The organism is Corynebacterium nasorum, assembly GCF_032821635.1.
GTDB classification, from domain to species: Bacteria; Actinomycetota; Actinomycetes; order Mycobacteriales; family Mycobacteriaceae; genus Corynebacterium; species Corynebacterium kefirresidentii.
On sequence record NZ_JAVBIE010000002.1, the window covers coordinates 53842 to 69614 of the forward strand.

Annotated in this window: 16 protein-coding genes; 11 read left to right on the top strand and 5 right to left on the bottom strand. The window is 58.3% G+C overall.

Features of this window, described 5'->3' with window-relative positions:
- The first annotated feature begins 29 nt into the window (after positions 1 to 29).
- From RAE07_RS02075 to RAE07_RS02095, 5 genes are all read left to right on the top strand, one after another.
- Positions 30 to 1022 (top strand): ABC transporter ATP-binding protein, encoded by a 993-nt coding sequence (locus RAE07_RS02075; RefSeq protein WP_200288156.1) that lies wholly within the window; start codon positions 30 to 32, stop codon positions 1020 to 1022.
- 161 nt (positions 1023 to 1183) lie between these two features.
- Entirely contained in the window at positions 1184 to 2434 is a 1251-nt protein-coding gene (locus tag RAE07_RS02080; RefSeq protein WP_248099741.1) for an ABC transporter substrate-binding protein, read from the top strand.
- Positions 2435 to 2556: 122 nt separating this feature from the next.
- Positions 2557 to 3561, top strand: a complete 1005-nt coding sequence (locus RAE07_RS02085) for a carbohydrate ABC transporter permease (protein WP_023020706.1) — start codon at positions 2557 to 2559, stop codon at positions 3559 to 3561.
- Positions 3561 to 4382: a carbohydrate ABC transporter permease gene (locus RAE07_RS02090; RefSeq protein ID WP_317001225.1), complete on the top strand. Its 822-nt coding sequence runs from the start codon at positions 3561 to 3563 to the stop codon at positions 4380 to 4382. Before RAE07_RS02085 ends, RAE07_RS02090 begins: the two co-directional genes overlap by 1 nt.
- A 181-nt stretch (positions 4383 to 4563) precedes the next feature.
- Positions 4564 to 6054 (top strand): alpha-amylase family protein, encoded by a 1491-nt coding sequence (locus RAE07_RS02095; protein WP_317001227.1) that lies wholly within the window; start codon positions 4564 to 4566, stop codon positions 6052 to 6054.
- A gap of 100 nt (positions 6055 to 6154) precedes the next feature.
- Here the strand turns inward: RAE07_RS02095 and RAE07_RS02100 are convergent, their stop codons facing one another.
- Genes RAE07_RS02100 through RAE07_RS02110 form a run of 3 tightly spaced genes read right to left on the bottom strand, consistent with a single transcriptional unit; the run spans position 6155 to position 8609 of the window.
- Positions 6155 to 6733, bottom strand: a complete 579-nt coding sequence (locus RAE07_RS02100; protein ID WP_317001228.1) for a hypothetical protein — start codon at positions 6731 to 6733, stop codon at positions 6155 to 6157.
- A 2-nt stretch (positions 6734 to 6735) separates the two neighbouring features.
- Entirely contained in the window at positions 6736 to 7308 is a 573-nt protein-coding gene (locus RAE07_RS02105) for a hypothetical protein (protein WP_049383651.1), read from the bottom strand.
- 32 nt (positions 7309 to 7340) lie between these two features.
- Positions 7341 to 8609, bottom strand: coding sequence for a hypothetical protein (locus tag RAE07_RS02110; protein WP_317001229.1), 1269 nt, complete (start codon positions 8607 to 8609; stop codon positions 7341 to 7343).
- A 350-nt stretch (positions 8610 to 8959) separates the two neighbouring features.
- Here RAE07_RS02110 and RAE07_RS02115 point away from each other — a divergent pair, with 350 nt between their 5' ends.
- The 5 genes from RAE07_RS02115 to RAE07_RS02135 are packed head-to-tail and all read left to right on the top strand — an operon-like array spanning position 8960 to position 12429.
- A complete protein-coding gene (locus tag RAE07_RS02115; RefSeq protein ID WP_023020699.1) occupies positions 8960 to 10420 on the top strand; it encodes an acyl-CoA carboxylase subunit beta in 1461 nt (486 codons plus the stop codon).
- A gap of 8 nt (positions 10421 to 10428) precedes the next feature.
- The gene (locus RAE07_RS02120) at positions 10429 to 10638 is read left to right on the top strand and encodes an acyl-CoA carboxylase subunit epsilon (RefSeq protein ID WP_248099749.1); all 210 of its coding nucleotides are present in this window, start codon (positions 10429 to 10431) and stop codon (positions 10636 to 10638) included.
- On the top strand, positions 10638 to 11225 hold the full coding sequence (locus RAE07_RS02125; protein ID WP_317001230.1) for a Maf family protein: 588 nt from the start codon (positions 10638 to 10640) through the stop codon (positions 11223 to 11225). Before RAE07_RS02120 ends, RAE07_RS02125 begins: the two co-directional genes overlap by 1 nt.
- A gap of 31 nt (positions 11226 to 11256) precedes the next feature.
- The gene (locus RAE07_RS02130; protein ID WP_034655777.1) at positions 11257 to 11673 is read left to right on the top strand and encodes a DUF3151 domain-containing protein; all 417 of its coding nucleotides are present in this window, start codon (positions 11257 to 11259) and stop codon (positions 11671 to 11673) included.
- A 15-nt stretch (positions 11674 to 11688) separates the two neighbouring features.
- Positions 11689 to 12429, top strand: coding sequence for a hypothetical protein (locus RAE07_RS02135; RefSeq protein ID WP_317001231.1), 741 nt, complete (start codon positions 11689 to 11691; stop codon positions 12427 to 12429).
- Between the two features lie 123 nt (positions 12430 to 12552).
- Here the strand turns inward: RAE07_RS02135 and RAE07_RS02140 are convergent, their stop codons facing one another.
- Positions 12553 to 13476 carry a DUF4282 domain-containing protein gene (locus RAE07_RS02140; RefSeq protein ID WP_317001232.1) on the bottom strand — a complete coding sequence of 308 codons (924 nt, stop codon included), beginning with the start codon at positions 13474 to 13476 and terminating at the stop codon, positions 12553 to 12555.
- 84 nt (positions 13477 to 13560) lie between these two features.
- Complete coding sequence (locus tag RAE07_RS02145) at positions 13561 to 14622, bottom strand: Cj0069 family protein (protein ID WP_317001233.1); 1062 nt, start codon at positions 14620 to 14622, stop codon at positions 13561 to 13563.
- Positions 14623 to 14869: 247 nt separating this feature from the next.
- Between RAE07_RS02145 and RAE07_RS02150 the strand changes: the two genes are divergently transcribed.
- Complete coding sequence (locus RAE07_RS02150) at positions 14870 to 15733, top strand: sulfurtransferase (RefSeq protein WP_023020692.1); 864 nt, start codon at positions 14870 to 14872, stop codon at positions 15731 to 15733.
- Positions 15734 to 15773 lie beyond the last annotated feature (40 nt).

Consider the following 15773-nt stretch of genomic DNA (forward strand, 5'->3'; position numbering starts at 1 on the left):
CGGCCACCAATGGTGCTAGTGTGTTGCGCATGGCAAAGGTCACTTTTGAAAAGGTCAATATCACCTACCCTGGCGCGAGCGCGCCCACGGTAAAGGACTTGGACCTCGAAATCGCGGACGGCGAGTTTCTGGTGCTCGTTGGTCCTTCGGGCTGCGGTAAATCCACGACGCTGCGCGCACTGGCGGGATTAGAGCCGACATCGAGCGGCCGCATCACCATTGATGGCAAGGACGTGACCAACTTAGAGCCAGGCGATCGCGATATCGCCATGGTCTTCCAGAATTATGCGCTTTACCCACACCTGACAGTAGAACAAAACATGGGCTTTGCTTTGAAGCTGGCAAAGTTGCCCAAGGCCGACATCAAGTCCAAGGTACACGCAGCTGCGGAGACACTCGGTCTGACCGATTACCTCAAGCGCAAGCCCAAGGACCTTTCCGGTGGCCAGCGCCAGCGCGTGGCCATGGGCCGCGCCATTGTGCGCGAGCCGAAGGCCTTCCTCATGGATGAGCCACTATCCAACCTGGATGCCAAGCTGCGCGTCCAGACCCGCGCCGAGTTGGCCAGCCTGCAGCAGCGACTGGGTACGACGACGATATACGTCACCCACGACCAGGTAGAGGCGATGACCATGGGTGACCGTGTGGCGGTGCTCAAGGACGGCGAGCTGCAGCAAGTTGCCCCGCCGCGCGAGCTTTATGACGCCCCCGCAAACGAATTCGTCGCCGGTTTCATCGGATCGCCAGCCATGAATATCTTTGACTACAACGGCGGCCGCGTAGGTGTACGCCCAGAAAAGATGTTTATCAACAAGGGTCCAGTGGGTTTCCAAGGCGTGGTGGACATTGTGGAAGAGCTGGGCGCCGAGTCCTATGTCTACGTCACCGAGGGCGAAAACCGCTTTGTTGCTCGCGCCGAAGGTACCCCACCACAGCGCGGCGAAGATGTCGTACTGACATTCAACCCGCGCGAAGCACTCCGCTTTGACCCAGAAACGGGGCGCCGTATCTCACAGGATTAGCCCCACGGCGGACACTGGGCCACAGTGCCGCAGGTACGTAGTCCAACCTCCCGCCGCCCCTTTACTACCCCCATTTAGAGTTAAATAGGTCAAAATTATCCACCTTTCGATTTCCGTATTTTAGGTTTAAAGAACCGAAAGTTTTCCGAAAGGTGAATTCCATGAAGAGATTCCTGCTTCGCACCACCGTTGCGACTACTGCAGTTCTGGCTCTGGCCGGCTGCTCTTCGTCCTCCTCCGATTCCGCTGCGGGCGATTCCTCCGAAGGCGGGGCGGATGCGCACGGCCCCATCACTTTTGCCATGGGCAAAAATGACACGGACAAGGTGACCCCCATCATCGAAAAGTGGAACGAGCAGCACCCAGACGAGAAGGTCACGCTCAAGGAGCTGGCCGGCGAGGCTGACGCCCAGCGCGAGACCCTCGTGCAGTCCCTGCAGGCGGGCAGCGATGACTACGATGTCATGGCGCTGGACGTCGTGTGGACCGCGGAGTTCGCTGCCAACCAGTGGCTCCAGCCGCTCAATGGTGATTTTGAAACCAATACGGATGAGCTACTGCCGGCCACCGTAGAGTCCGCCACCTATAACGACGTCCTCTACGCGCTGCCGCAGAACACCAATGGTCAGCTGCTTTTCCGCAATACCAAGCTCGCGGATAAGGCTCCCGAGAAGTTCGCAGATCTCAAATCTGCATGTAAGGCGCTGGAAGACGGCAAGAACTGTCTGACCACCCAGCTCAAGCAGTATGAAGGCCTTGCGCTCAATACCGCTGACTTCATGGAAGGCTGGGGCGGCTCTGTCTTGGATAAGGACGGCAATGTCACCGTGGATTCCAAGGAAGCCAAAGACGGCCTGCAGGCCATGGTGGATGCGTACAAGGAGGAGACCATCTCCAAGGACTCCACCGCCGCCACCGAGGAAGAAACCAATATGGCCTTCACCGAAGGCAAGACCGCCTTCGCCGTGAACTGGCCATATATGTACTCCAATGCGGTTGATGCCGGCGTCGACGTCGAGGTCCAGGCCCCACTGGGCAAGGACGGCGTAGGCGTTTCCACGCTGGGTGGCTACAACAACGGTATCAATATCAACTCCAAGAATAAGGGCACTGCGCTCGACTTTATGAAGTTCATCATCAACGAAGACAACCAGAAGTCCTTCGCGGAGCAGTCCTTCCCACCGGTCTTGGCCTCCATCTACGATGACCCGCAGCTACAGCAGGAGTTCCCATACCTGCCGGCGCTCAAGGAGTCCTTGGAGAACGCGGCACCGCGCCCGATTTCCCCGTTCTACTCGGCGATTTCTAAGGCCATCCAGGACAATGCCTACGCTGCATTGACGGATGACAAGTCGGTCGATGATGCCACCGCCGATATGAAGGCGGCCATCGAATCGGCTTCCCAGGGTTAAATTCCCAATCCGGGTGAGGTAGGCGGGCATACCGCCGCCTCACCCTTTGTGGTTTTCACTCCCCTATTGGGGATAGAATCTAGCCAATAGACAGCATTTCTTTAACAGAAAGGCGGACCAGCGTGGCTATAGCTTCGCCGACTGCGTCCAAGGGGACGCCGAAAGGGGCGTCGGCAAGAGCGCCGAAACCCCAGCGCAAAAATTACGGGCGCGTGGCCGGGCTGATTGCTCCGGCGCTCATCGTGCTCGCCGTCATCATCGGCTACCCCATCATCCGCGCCATCTTCCTGTCCTTCCAAGGCAATAGGCACCTCAACCCGCAGACGGGGCTTTTTGAGGAAGGCGGTTTTGCCGGACTGGAAAATTACCTGTACTGGATCAATAACCGATGCGTTTCCGGTACCGGCCAGATTTCCACCTGCCCACCGGGGGTTATCGCCACAGATTTCTGGCCCGCAGTCAAGATTACGCTCTTTTTCACCGTCGTTACCGTGCTGCTGGAGACCATCCTGGGTATGCTGATGGCTCTCATCATGAATGGTGAGTACCGCGGCCGCGGCCTCGTGCGTGCGGCGGTACTTATCCCCTGGGCCATTCCAACGGCCGTCACGGCCAAGCTATGGCAGTTCATGTTTGCCCCGGATGGCATCGTCAACTCGCTGCTTGGAGCACAGATCGCCTGGACCACGGACCCGTTCTACGCCCGCCTGGCCGTCATCATCGCGGATGTGTGGAAGACCGCCCCGTTTATGGCACTGCTTATCCTGGCGGGCCTGCAGATGATTCCTAAGGACGTCTACGACGCCGCCCGCGTGGACGGCGCCAATCGTATCCAGACGTTCTTCCGGATCACTCTCCCGCTGGTGCGCCCGGCGCTCATGGTGGCCGTACTCTTCCGCACCCTGGACGCACTGCGCATGTATGACCTGCCGGTCATCATGATTTCTAGCTCCTCCAACTCCCCTACCGCGACCATCTCGCAGCTGGTGGTGGAGGATATGCGCCAAGGCAACTTCAATTCCGCCTCCGCGCTCTCCACCCTCATTTTCCTTCTTATCTTCGTCGTCGCCTTTATCCTCATTCGCTTCCTTGGTGCGGATGTCTCCGGCAGGAAGGCAGCTAAATAATGCGTAAATTCGAACACTTCGCCGGCATCATTTTCATCATGTTCTGGGGCCTCGCTCCCTTCTACTGGATGCTGGTAACCGCGCTGCGAGATCAGCGATTCACCTTTGATACCACGCCATGGCCTACCCATGTCACGCTGGATAATTTCCGCGATGCCTTGGCTACCGATAAGGGAAATGACTTCCTTGCCGCGCTCGGTAACTCGCTTCTCATCTCACTGATTACCACCGCGGTGGCCGTGCTCATCGGTGTCTTTACCGCCTATGCGCTCTCCCGTTATGACTTTCCTGGCAAGGGAATCGTGACCGGCATTATTCTGGCCGCCTCCATGTTCCCGGCCATTGCCTTGGTCACCCCGCTCTTCCAGCTCTTTGGCAACCTGGAGTGGATTGGTACCTACCGCGCAATGATCATCCCCAATATTTCCTTTGCGCTTCCTCTCACGGTCTATACGCTGCTGAGCTTCTTCCGCCAACTTCCCTGGGAACTGGAAGAAGCAGCCCGGGTAGATGGAGCCTCGCGTTCTCAAGCTTTCCGTTTGGTGCTATTGCCACTGGCGGCGCCAGCGCTGTTTACCACCGCGATCATCGCCTTTATCACCACGTGGAATGAGTTCATGCTGGCCAAGCAGCTCTCCACCACCGATACTGAGCCGGTGACCGTGGCCATTGCACGCTTCTCCGGCCCCTCGGCCTTTGAGTACCCCTATGCCGCGACCATGGCCGCTGGCGCGCTGGTTACCATCCCACTGGTCATCATGGTGCTCATCTTCCAGCACCGCATCGTCGCTGGCCTGACCGCAGGTGGTGTCAAGGCCTAATGCGCAGGGCCATGCTGTGGGATACCGCGCTGGGCTTCCTTGGTTTCTTCAGCATCCTCGCGGTTATTCAGGCCATCATCAACCTCTTTCACGACTCCCCCTCCATCTGGCCCGGTCTCGTGGCCGGAGTACTGTGCCTTCTTACCTACCTAACCTGGCGGGCCAAAAGAAAGGACCTTTCATGAGCTGGTACCACAATGCAGTCTTCTACCAGGCCCTCGTCGGCTCGTTTAAGGCCGATGGTGATAAGGAGGTAGGAACGCTGCGCGGGGTCATCGATAAGCTGGACTACCTTCAATGGCTCGGCGTGGACTGCCTGTGGCTTTCGCCGTTTTATGCCAGCCCCTTGCGCGATGATGGCTACGATATTGCGGACTACTACTCCATCCACCCAGATTATGGCACGATGGAGGATTTTGAAGAGCTCATTGCGGAGCTGCACCGCCGTGGCATGCGCATTATGACGGACTTGGCGCTCAACCACACCAGCTCCGATCACCCATGGTTCCAGGCCTCCCGCACGGATCCCACAGGCCCCTATGGCGATTTCTACGTCTGGGGCGATGACCCGGAGCGCTACCCCGAAATCCGCGTCATTTTCACTGACGTGGAGACTTCCAACTGGACTTGGGATGACAAGCGCGGCCAGTACTACTTCCACCGCTTTTATTCCCACCAGCCGGATTTGAACTACGATAACCCGGCCGTGCAGGAGGAAGTATTCAAAATTTTGTCTTTCTGGATGGACAAGGGCTTGGACGGTCTGCGCCTCGATGCTATTGCTTATCTCTTTGAGCGCGATGGTGTAGGCGGTGAGTCCCTGCCGGAGACCATCGAGTTTGTGGAAAAGATTCGCTCCTTCATGGATGCGCACTACCCGGAAGCCGTGCTCATCGCGGAGGCCAACCAGCCGCCGGCCGAAACCATGCAATTCTACGGCCAGGGCGAGCGCTTCCACATGGTCTTCAACTTCCCGGTCATGCCGCGGTTGTATCAGGCTTTGGCGCTTGGCGACGCCACCCCGGTCTACTCCATCCTCGACGAACTTCCTTCCCTACCGGAAGGGTGCCAGTGGGGCACCTTCTTGCGCAACCACGATGAGCTCACCTTGGAAATGGTGGACGATACCGTGCGAGATCTGATGTACCAGGCGTACCTGCCAGAAGACAATATGCGCGCGCACGTGGGTATTGCCCGCAGGCTTATGCCACTGATGAACGGCGACCGCCGCAAGGTGGAACTGATGTTTTCACTGCTGATGACCCTGCCGGGCGCACCGTTTATCTACTACGGCGATGAGATTGGCATGCTCGATGACACGACACTTCCGGACCGCTATGCGGTCCGCACCCCCATGCAGTGGGACGATTCCGAACACGCCGGTTTCAGCATCAATGCGCCATCCCGGCTGCCGGTTGTAGGCGGAACGTCTGTGGCCGCCCAGATTGAAGACGCCGCCTCGTTGCTCAATACTGTGCGCTCCATGATCGCCGAGCGCCATGCCCACTCTGATCTCGGTACCGCGCCGTGTGAGCCGGTTGAGACCGGCGAAGAGGCCGTCCTTGGCTACCAACGCGGTGATCTGCTGTGCCTGCACAACTTCAGTGATCGTTCCATCGATCTCGGCCCAGTGGGGCTCGGCGCTTATGGCTACGCTTGGCTACCTGCCTAACCCCTGTCCTCTCGACTCAAGCTTCCGAAAGCGCCTAGCCGAAAGAAAAGCGCCTCGCCAGTCCTTTCAGATTGGCGAGGCGCTTCCTTAATGGGGTGGATTAGTTCCACTCAGGGGCGTCTTCCAAGCGCAGCTCAGAGTAGCGCGCTTCTGGCACGGAGGCCGAGTACGGCTTGCCCTGGGCTTCCCACTGCTGGTCAGAGTTGCAACGAACGTCCTGACCGTCAGTATCGAGCATGGTAAAGCCCCACACCAGCTTGCCCTGCGAATTCGCTGGCAGGGTGTACGGACCAACCACCTGGTTTAGCTTCCAGTGCTGCTCACTGACGTAGTTGAAGCCATAGGTCTTGGTCAACACCTTGGCCAGATCACCGGTACCCTCAACGGAGCCGGAGACCTCGATGGTCTGGGTGCGGGCCTTGGTGACGGTGTGCTTGACCGGCACTTCCTCGGCATTGCGATTAGCCACGCTGGTGGCGTCGGTCTGCTTGAACCAGCGGCGCTTTGCCGTGACGTAGGTGCCGTTTTCACCCGGCGTCGAGCAATGTGTGCCCGGCTTATAATCGTCGTTCCAGCGCTGGGGCAGCTCGAAGTCCCCACCGAAATCAGCGGCGTGGGCAACAGGAGCGGCCACCAGGCTCAGCGCCGCAAGGGCGCTGGCGATGGACGTCTTGCTCATGTTTAGCCCCAATCGTTGTTATCGCGAGTGGAAACCTCGACGTGGCGTTCCTTCGGCAGAGAAGCCGTGAAGGTGCCGCCATTAGCCTGCCACTTGTGGTCGGAGCCACACACGGTCTTCTGACCTTCGAAATCAGAAACAACCCAACCGGCGCGCAGCACGGCAGTCTTGCCCGGAGCAATGTTGTACGGACCAACCTGCTCGCCTACCTCGTAGGACTGACTATCGGTGTAGCTGGAAGAGAAGGTGAAATTAATGAGATCCAACAGCTTGAAATCGACGCCAGCAGACACGTTCCAAGTCTTTGTCTTGGTCTCCTTGATAGAACGGGTGACAGGCAATGGCTCATCGTTGTAGTTGGACACAGTCCAGGAACCGGCGGAGCCATCAAAATAGGTGCGCTTGATCTTTACGGTCTGGCCGGTGTCACCTGGGTTGGAGCAGCGCTCGCCGATGGTGGTCGGGTTAGCTGGGCCTAGGTCGCGCTGTGGTAGGGCGTTAGCGGCCGGAGCGAAGATCAGGCCGGAGGCAACGGCGAGAGCCGCGGTGGTAGAAGCAATCTTGGACTTGAACATGGAACTTTCTCCTTGTGTAGGTGTGGTGGGGTTTAGTAGATGGTCTGGGTCGGAACCGGCAGGTCGCGGAATTCGTCCGGAGTGACGTCCTCAGTACGGGTATTGCCGGCCTTATCGGTGATCTTGGCCTCTGCCCAGAACCCACTCGGGGCGGAGGTCTGCTTGTAGTTAGAGGTGAGGTCGTAGTTTCCGCTCTTGCCGCAGTGAATCTCGCGGTAGTTGATGCGGGTCATGGTGGTGCCATACTCCACGCGCACGCGCTCGCCTGGCTTGAGGTCAACGTGCTTGAGCTCGGTGCCGACCGGCATGTAGGCGCGCTTTACGGCACCGACGGACTCCAGCCAGCCCTTCGGAATATCGCCGCGGTTGCCCTGCCAGTTGGTGTACGGGGCGTGCTCGGCGCCAACGACGAAGTCAGTCACTGGGGCGAATTCATAATCGCCCTTGGACCAGTTGAGGAAGTCGGTGGAGTAGCCGGCCTTGCGGTAGGTCGGCTTTACAGCGGTGATGTCCAGCGGGTACCAGGAGGTATCGCCAGCTTCACACTTATCGCCTTCCTTTGGCCAGGATGGATCGCGCTGCAGTTCCGCGGCCGGCTGCATGATCTCATCCTTTTTAGGATCGGCAATCTTTTCTAGGCTCGGGCCGGATACGGAGGTGTAGGTACCCTCGATCGGCTTGGAGTTTGCCCCCGGAGAGCGGGAAGGAATTTCCATGGCCAGATCGGACACGGAGCCATCTGCCTTAATGATGTAGGCAAAGGCGTAACGCTCGGCCGGGCCCTTACCGCGGATGACGTTGGCACCCGGGATGTTTTCCAGGCGGTCATCATTGCAGCCCACGAACATGGAGATGAAGTCCTTTTCGATGACCCCGTACTCGACGCGGAAGGACTCACCCGGCTTCAGCTTCACTGGGCCGAAAGTTTCTTTATCGCGCCAACCATTGGTCATCTTCAGACCAATATCGGACTTGGCGGTGGTGTCCCAACCAGAAGGCAGCTTGGCCTTAGAATTGGCATCAATCTCGTGATTGGTACCGGTTTCTACCTCGGCGGTGTAGGGCACTTCTTGATTGGTGGTGTTTTTGAACTGCAGGGTGCCATCGCTCATGTAGCGGCGGCCGGTTTCTGCAAAGCGCCATTCGCGCTCGACATTGTCGCCAGCGGCACTGCAGCTCTTATAGAGGTTGGAAATGGGATATGCCTGCGGCATCGGGGGAATATCTCCCGCGTGCGCCACTGGCGTGAAGAGAGCCGCTACGGCGAGCGGTGCGAGCAAGCGCAGTCCCTTTTTAATCACCAGAAGACCGTCCTTAATAGATCGTTAAAAAACAGGGGAAACATTCATGAAGACTCAGATAATAATAAGGGATTACAAGACTCACATCAATAGTTGAATGAAAACTTTTCTAATCTTTTTACCTCCCTTGAGGTGCAACAATTAGCGCTCACCTGCCCAGCGCCCTAAAATGTTTACACTGGTCACCACCCCCACAATAGGGTAAGCGAGCGGGGTGCCATTCAAGGAATTCCCAGGTTTAATGCTTAGTCCACGGTGCGGTGGCAAGTACCACATAAACGATTTTCACTCCTCGCTCTTGCTGCCTTTCATTCCGCATTGACCGGGGTGCGCTAGTAGTGTGGGGGCCTATGACTGACCTGAAAACCACCGCCGGCAAGATCGAGGACCTGGACGCCAAGCTTGCCGAGTCCCGCGCACCGCTGGGAGAAGGCGAGCCGGCCGCCCGCACCCGCGTGACGCAGCTGCTCGATGAGGGCTCCTTTGTGGAAACGGACGCACTGGCCCGCCACCGTTCCACCGACTTCGGCCGCGAGCATGACCGCCCCTATACAGATGGCGTGGTTACCGGCTACGGCACCATCGATGGCCGCCGCGTATGCGTCTTTAGCCAGGACGGAGAAATCTTCGATGGAACGATGGGTGAGGTTTATGCCGAAAAGCTCACCAAGATTTATGACCTCGCCATCAAGACCGGTGTTCCCGTTATCGGCATTTATGAATCCACCGGCCCGCGTGTACAAGAAGGCATCGTCACCATGGCTGGATACGCCCGCCTCATGGCGCGTGTCTCCCAAGCCTCGGGCCTCATTCCGCAGATCTCCGTTATCGCAGGCAATACCAGCGGCATTGCGGCGTTCGCGCCGACGTTTGCTGATGTCCTTATAGTCACCCAAGGCACCGCCCTCCACCAGGCTGCCAGCCACGTGGCCGGCGCGGAGCCAGAGACCTTTGGCGGCGCCGCAGCCCACGCAGAGTCCGGCACCGCTCACCTGGTGGCCAGCGACGACAAGCAGGCTTTGTCCCTCGTGCGCGACGTTTTGGCTTACTTCCCCGCCAATAACCGCGCAGAGGCGCCGCGTGTGGATGCCGGTAGCGTCGCGGACTTTGATCTCAATAGCGTCATCCCGGATACCGCCGCGCAGGCCTATGACATAAACGATGTCATTAAGGCTGTAGTCGATGAGGGGTCATTCTTCGAACTCTCTGCAGAAGCGGCCCAAAATATCGTCACTGGCTTTGCCTACATCGATGGCCGCACCGTCGGCATCGTTGCCAACCAGCCGCTAGCATTGGCCGGTGCACTGGATTCCGCCGCCGCAGAAAAAGCCGCGCGCTTCGTGCGCACGTGCGATGCCTTCAATACTCCCATCGTGGAATTCGTGGACTCCCCAGGCTTTGTGCCTACCCCGGAAGAGGAAAAGGCAGGCCTGCTTCGCAGGGCGTCGAAGTTTGCCTATGCGCAGGCCGAAGCGAGCGTCGGCAAGCTCACTGTAATTACCCGCAAGGCTATTGGCCCGGCCTACGTATTTATGGGTGCAAAAGACCTGGGGGCGGACCTGGTCTACGCGTGGCCCACCGCAGAAATTGCCGTCACCCAAGCCTCCCAGGCTTCCCTGGCCATCTATGGCTCTGAGGAAAAGGAAGAAGAGATGGACGAGCTCTTCTTGCACCCGTATGCCGCTGCGGAGCGCGGGCTGGCCGATAATGTCATCGAGCCTTCCGCCACCCGCCACTACCTGGTGGAAGGCCTGCGTCTGCTAGAGCGCAAGGCCGTGGCGCAGGTACCCAAGAAGCACGGAACTGTTTAGGAGGCGAGATGTCTACGCCTGAAATCAAGGTAGTAAAGGGCAATCCCACTGAAGACGAGCTCGCGGCCCTGCGCACGGTGTTGGCGCAGATGAGTGCAAAGCACTCGGGTGCTATCGGCGAGCGCAATGAATGGGGCAACCCGGCTGAGCGCTTCGAGCGCTTTGGGTCGCAGCGCATTTATAATCCCTCCGCTTTCCATACAGTGCGGTACTTCTAATGCGGCTCATCCTCGCCTCCCAATCGCCCTCGCGTGCGTCCATCTTGCGCGGCGCGGGCGTAGAACCTGTCTTGGAACCGGCCGACATTGATGAGCGCTCCCTTGAAGCCTCGCTCGCCGGCCGCCCACCGGCCGATATCGTGGCGGCCCTAGCGACAGCCAAGGCCGAAAAGGTGGCCGAGCGCTACCCCACCGAGCCCGTCATCGGCGGCGATTCTATGCTGTTGCTCGGCGGCGAGTTACAAGGCAAACCGCACGCCGAGGAAGCCACCATCGAACGCTGGCACCAGCAAGCCGGCCGCACGGCCGAGCTGCTTACCGGCCACTGCCTCCTCTTTGGCGATAGGCGCCATGTGGAAACATCTACCACCACGGTTCACTTTGCCCACGCCAGCGAAGCCGATATCGCAGCGTATGCCCGATCCGGTGAGCCACTCCAGTGCGCCGGTGCTTTTACTTTGGAGGCAATGGGCGGCTGGTTCATTGACCGCATCGAAGGCGATCCTTCCTCCGTTATTGGGCTTTCCCTGCCGGTGGTGCGCCGCGCGCTGTATTCATTTGACCTTAACGTCTCCGATTTCTGGTAGCTGCGCGCCGGCGTCGCTACAGTGGGGTGGCATGGAAATGAAAGACATGCTTGCCCCGAAACCCATTGAGCTGCCAGCCGATCCCGGTGCGGACTCCACCTCGGATCTCGCCGCCGGCATCGTTGCCCATCCGGATTCTCCGCTGCTGTGGGCCTTGCTTGCTGAGCAAGAGCTTAAGCAGCAGGAGGGCGCTGAGCCAGCCGCTTTCATCACCGCCTACGCCTACGCGCGCACGGGCTACCACCGTAGCCTGGACCGCCTGCGCGGGAATGGGTGGAAGGGCTGGGGCCCGGTCCCCTTCTCCCACGAACCGAACCAGGGCGTGCTGCGCGCCATCGCCGCCCTCGGCCATGCCGCTAAGGCCATCGGCGAGGACGATGAGTACGACCGCATTCGCCAAATGCTTTCCGACGCCGACCCAGACAGCGTCGCCACCCTCCTCGACTAGACTTGGAGAGCCGCCATGCCTGCCGTGCCTCCTCGCCGCTTACGGCGATTCTCTGCCGCTCTGCTGCTTGCCACTTCCCTGCCACTAGCGCTTAACGCCTGCGGTTCCCAAGAGGATTCTTCTTCCTCCGAACAGCCAGTCTTTTCCAGCCAAGCACCGGCCGAGACTGAAGCGTCCGGAGCGGACGACGCCGCTTCTACTAAGGCGTCATCCCCGTCAGACTCCACCGACAAAGGTGAAAAGGCCACCACGCAGCAACAGGAAAAGGGCAAAGACCGCGAATGCGCGGAACTGCCCAACGACCCGCGCAAGGTTTATGCCTCTGGCACCGCACCTGGGCGCATGCCCGCTGACGATGGCAGCGATTTCAACTTTTGGATCGGCGATATCGAGAACGCCTATGATCCCTGCGCCACGATTAGCTGGATCATTTTCCGCGGTTCATTGGGCGATGTGGAAGGTCCGGCAGGCACCGGCGCCTCAATGGTTGATGGACTCGCCCTCTATGTCAACGGTGCTCCGGCCAAGGACATGTCCGTCTTCGAAAAGGTAGAAAACGTCACCTCGGTCTCTGACGACCAAGTCGATTTCACCTGGGGAGAGCGCAGCCGCTCCACCGCGGAGGGCATTACCGCGCACCACACCGTGCGCCTACAGGCACAAGGCGACACCATTGCACCAGTTTCTGGTGAAGTCGAGGAATTCAACAAGATGTGGGTTGATCTTCCCAGTTACCAGCTTGGAACTTACGACTAGCCTTTAGCCAGCCCGCAAAAGGCCTCGGACTCTACGACAAGCGCCCCAGTACAATCTGCTGGGGCGTTCCTCATTTCTCGCATTGCCACTCGCTTTGTTCAGCGAGCCACTCATCGCAAAAGATTAGTCCATTTTGTCGAGGATATCGCCGGTGTTTTGGGCGATCCGCACGTTTGCCACCATAGCCTCTAGGAACAGCCTGATAGCCACCATAAAAGCGTAGAAGATGATGGTGCTCAGGACCGCTAGGAAGATGAAAGCAAAAATGCTTCCGAAGATGGCGGACGCGGAGTCCTCCTCGATGCCATAAATGCCCATGCCGGTAGCGAATAAGAAGGCACCGAGAAGGTGCAGAATCCACATGATTCCACCAAGAATCATGGCGACCTTATAGATCTCCTTCACGTGGGTGATGGTCAAGAAGTGCTTGAACTCGAACTCAAAAAGTCCGCCCAAGAGCCCATCCTTTTTGGCCAAGCCCTTGAGAGCACCGCTCATGCGACTGTTCTTATTATCCAAATCCTGGTCAGAATTGGCAGGAGCAGCGCTAACCGAAGGGAACTCTCCGAATCCTTGCCCCGTTCCCTGCTGTTGAGCGTAACCGCCAAAAGCCGGTTGCTCGTTCGTGGACTGGGCGGAACCGAATTGGTTGCCGTTCGCAGCAACGTCCGTCGATGCCGAATCCGTAAATGGGTTATGCGCACGGGAGGCAGCGCCCTGACCTGCGGCGGAAGACTGCGTGGCCCAGAAATCGGAGTTGCCGGTACTTGGAGATGCCGCAGAAGCAGCCGAACTAGCCCGCTCGGCTGGCTTCTGAGAGGAAAGATCCCGCGAGTTTCCAGAATCACCAAACTGATCAGTGTGACCAAATGACTTCGTTTCATCTACATCGAAAGAGCCAAACTCCTTGGTCTCATTCACCTCGGCAGCGCTGGCTCCCTCAGCGTTTTTCGCAGCATCCCCAGCGCGGTGGTGCGGAGTTTCGGAAAAATCGCGCGGGGAAAAATCCTTCGGGAAACCGTCGGAATTGAAGTCATTATCAGCCATTATGCGGTCCTCAAAATGTTTTAGGGATGGTAGGAAAATGCCCCACGGTCTCCCGTGGGGCTACTTGGCAGGATACAGCTAGCGCTAGGCGTTCGCGTCCTGAACGCGTCGAATTGCCTCGGCGGCAACCTTTTCTTGGATTCCCATGTCCAGCTCGGAAGTGAAGCCAACGCAGGAGCAGTTGATCTCGCCGAGGACGTAGGTGTCGGTGCCATCGGGGGCGTCATCAAGCATGAAGTCCGCAGTCCAAATCAGCGGAACATCCTTGGTATCGCCGAGCTTCTCTGCGATAACGGGGCGCGCCTTATCAAACATCTCCAGCAGTTCCGGCCACGATTCCGGCTTATCGTAGGTGTACTTGGCACCAGAGAAGAGCGTTGCGGAGAAGTTATCGCCGCCTTCCGCTGGCTTCTTGTGCACAATGAATACCGGCTCATTGCCCACGAGCAGGATGCGGATTTCGCCCTCTACAATGCGCGGCATAAAGCGCATATCCACCAGCATGCCGTTATCGCCCACAATGTACTGGTCGCAGAAGTCCATGAAAGCACCCAGCTTGTAGTCATGGGTCTGGTTATCCACTGCCTCGGTGCACTTCAAAGCGGTATCGAGCGGGAGCGCAGTCCCCGGCTCAACGGACTGGGCAAGATCCGTATCCGCGAGGCGCACGCGCCAAATGCCTTCACCCGTGGAGCCGCGGTTTTGCTTGAGCACGCGCTCGCCATAGGACAGCGAGGTGGGGAAGGTATTATGCAGCTCTTCCACCTCGTAGTACGCGGCAGTATCGTCCGGCACCAGCGGGGTGTCATTGAGCTTAACCAGGGCGTCCTTGGCGCCATAGGCCATCATGTCCGCCGGAGTGGACATACCTACCAGGCCGGCATCTGCCAGCTTGCTCAGCAATTCGAAGTAGCCCTTCTCACCGCCGGGGATATTGCCGGGGTTGACGCGGGAGATATAGGCATCAAAGTTTTCAGAAACCTGAGTGTAGATCTCTTCAGACTTGTCCGGATGGAAGTAGATTACCTCTGCCTCCCAGCCTTGTTCCTTGATCGCATTGACGATTGGCATGGTGTCTTTGCGGTGGCCATCTGCGCCTTTATCCGAGCCGCCTTCTACCTCAAATACAACAATTGCCTTGTGCACTTGCAGTTCCCTTCATAGGTGGTGTTCATAGCACGTTGTCGCACCATATCCCGAGTTTATCCCAGCTCTTCTTCCTCCGCGCGCCCAACTGCCCCCTCCCTTTAACCCCGCCGGCCGGCGGCCCCAATCACCGGTTAAAACCTGTATCTCAGGCCACAGGAATAATGCCCGAGTGATCATCACGGGAAAAATCGGGTTAAAGTGGTGGGAGCGAATTATTAACCCTTATAGGAAAGGCAGGCGGACAGTGGCTGACGTTGATCCCTATCCCCCATTCCAGGAATACGCACATCCCGAACGCCTCGTGTCTGCACCGTGGCTGTCCGCACGCCTAGGCATCAAAGGCCTGCGCGTTATTGAGGTGGATGAAGACTCGCTCCTCTATGACATTGGCCATATCCCCACTGCCACCCGCATTAACTTCCGCACGGAACTACTTAGCCCACTTACCCGTGATTTCATCGACGGAGAAGAATTCACTTCCCTAATGCGAGAGAAGGGCATTAACGCCGACGATACGATTGTTCTTTACGGCGACAAGTCCAATTGGTGGGCTGCCTACGCCCTGTGGGTATTTACCCTCTTCGGGCACAAGGACGTTCGCCTGCTCGATGGCGGCCGCAATGCGTGGATGGCCGAGGAACGCGATACCTCTTTCATGGTTCCAGACTTCCCAGCATCCGAATATCCCGAAGTAAGCCGCGATGACTCTATGCTGCGCGCCTTCGTAGATCAGGTGCGCGAGACCGAAGGCACGCTCGTAGACACCCGCAGCCCAGAAGAGTTTGCGGGCGAGGCCACCGAACACGATCCCAATGGCGATTCCGCCTACGGCACCACCATGCGCCACGGCCATATCCCTAGCGCGATCAACCTCGAGTGGGATCGTTCCACCTACCCCAACTCCTGCTTCCGCTCGGCCGAAGAGCTTCAGGTCAATTACGGAATGTTGGAGCCTGAATCTGCCACAATCCTCTATTCCCACGTGGGCGCCCAAGCCGCGCATACGTGGTTTGTACTCACGCATCTTTTGGGATTCACAAAGGCGCAGGTCTACGATGGTTCGTGGTCTGAGTGGGGCAATATGGTGAAAATGCCGATTGAGCGTTAGTTTTTCGGTTTAGCCGTATAAGCCCATGTCCACACTGGAT

Bases quoted from the DNA above. Each gene is read 5' to 3' on its own strand.
- RAE07_RS02115 (WP_023020699.1), top strand. From the start codon at position 8,960: ATGACTGACCTGAAAACCACCGCCGGCAAGATCGAGGACCTGGACGCC.
- RAE07_RS02125 (WP_317001230.1), top strand. From the start codon at position 10,638: ATGCGGCTCATCCTCGCCTCCCAATCGCCCTCGCGTGCGTCCATCTTG.
- RAE07_RS02135 (WP_317001231.1), top strand. From the start codon at position 11,689: ATGCCTGCCGTGCCTCCTCGCCGCTTACGGCGATTCTCTGCCGCTCTG.
- RAE07_RS02120 (WP_248099749.1), top strand. From the start codon at position 10,429: ATGTCTACGCCTGAAATCAAGGTAGTAAAGGGCAATCCCACTGAAGAC.
- RAE07_RS02090 (WP_317001225.1), top strand. From the start codon at position 3,561: ATGCGTAAATTCGAACACTTCGCCGGCATCATTTTCATCATGTTCTGG.
- RAE07_RS02075 (WP_200288156.1), top strand. From the start codon at position 30: ATGGCAAAGGTCACTTTTGAAAAGGTCAATATCACCTACCCTGGCGCG.
- RAE07_RS02130 (WP_034655777.1), top strand. From the start codon at position 11,257: ATGGAAATGAAAGACATGCTTGCCCCGAAACCCATTGAGCTGCCAGCC.
- RAE07_RS02105 (WP_049383651.1), bottom strand. From the start codon at position 7,308: ATGTTCAAGTCCAAGATTGCTTCTACCACCGCGGCTCTCGCCGTTGCC.
- RAE07_RS02095 (WP_317001227.1), top strand. From the start codon at position 4,564: ATGAGCTGGTACCACAATGCAGTCTTCTACCAGGCCCTCGTCGGCTCG.
- RAE07_RS02080 (WP_248099741.1), top strand. From the start codon at position 1,184: ATGAAGAGATTCCTGCTTCGCACCACCGTTGCGACTACTGCAGTTCTG.
- RAE07_RS02140 (WP_317001232.1), bottom strand. From the start codon at position 13,476: ATGGCTGATAATGACTTCAATTCCGACGGTTTCCCGAAGGATTTTTCC.
- RAE07_RS02100 (WP_317001228.1), bottom strand. From the start codon at position 6,733: ATGAGCAAGACGTCCATCGCCAGCGCCCTTGCGGCGCTGAGCCTGGTG.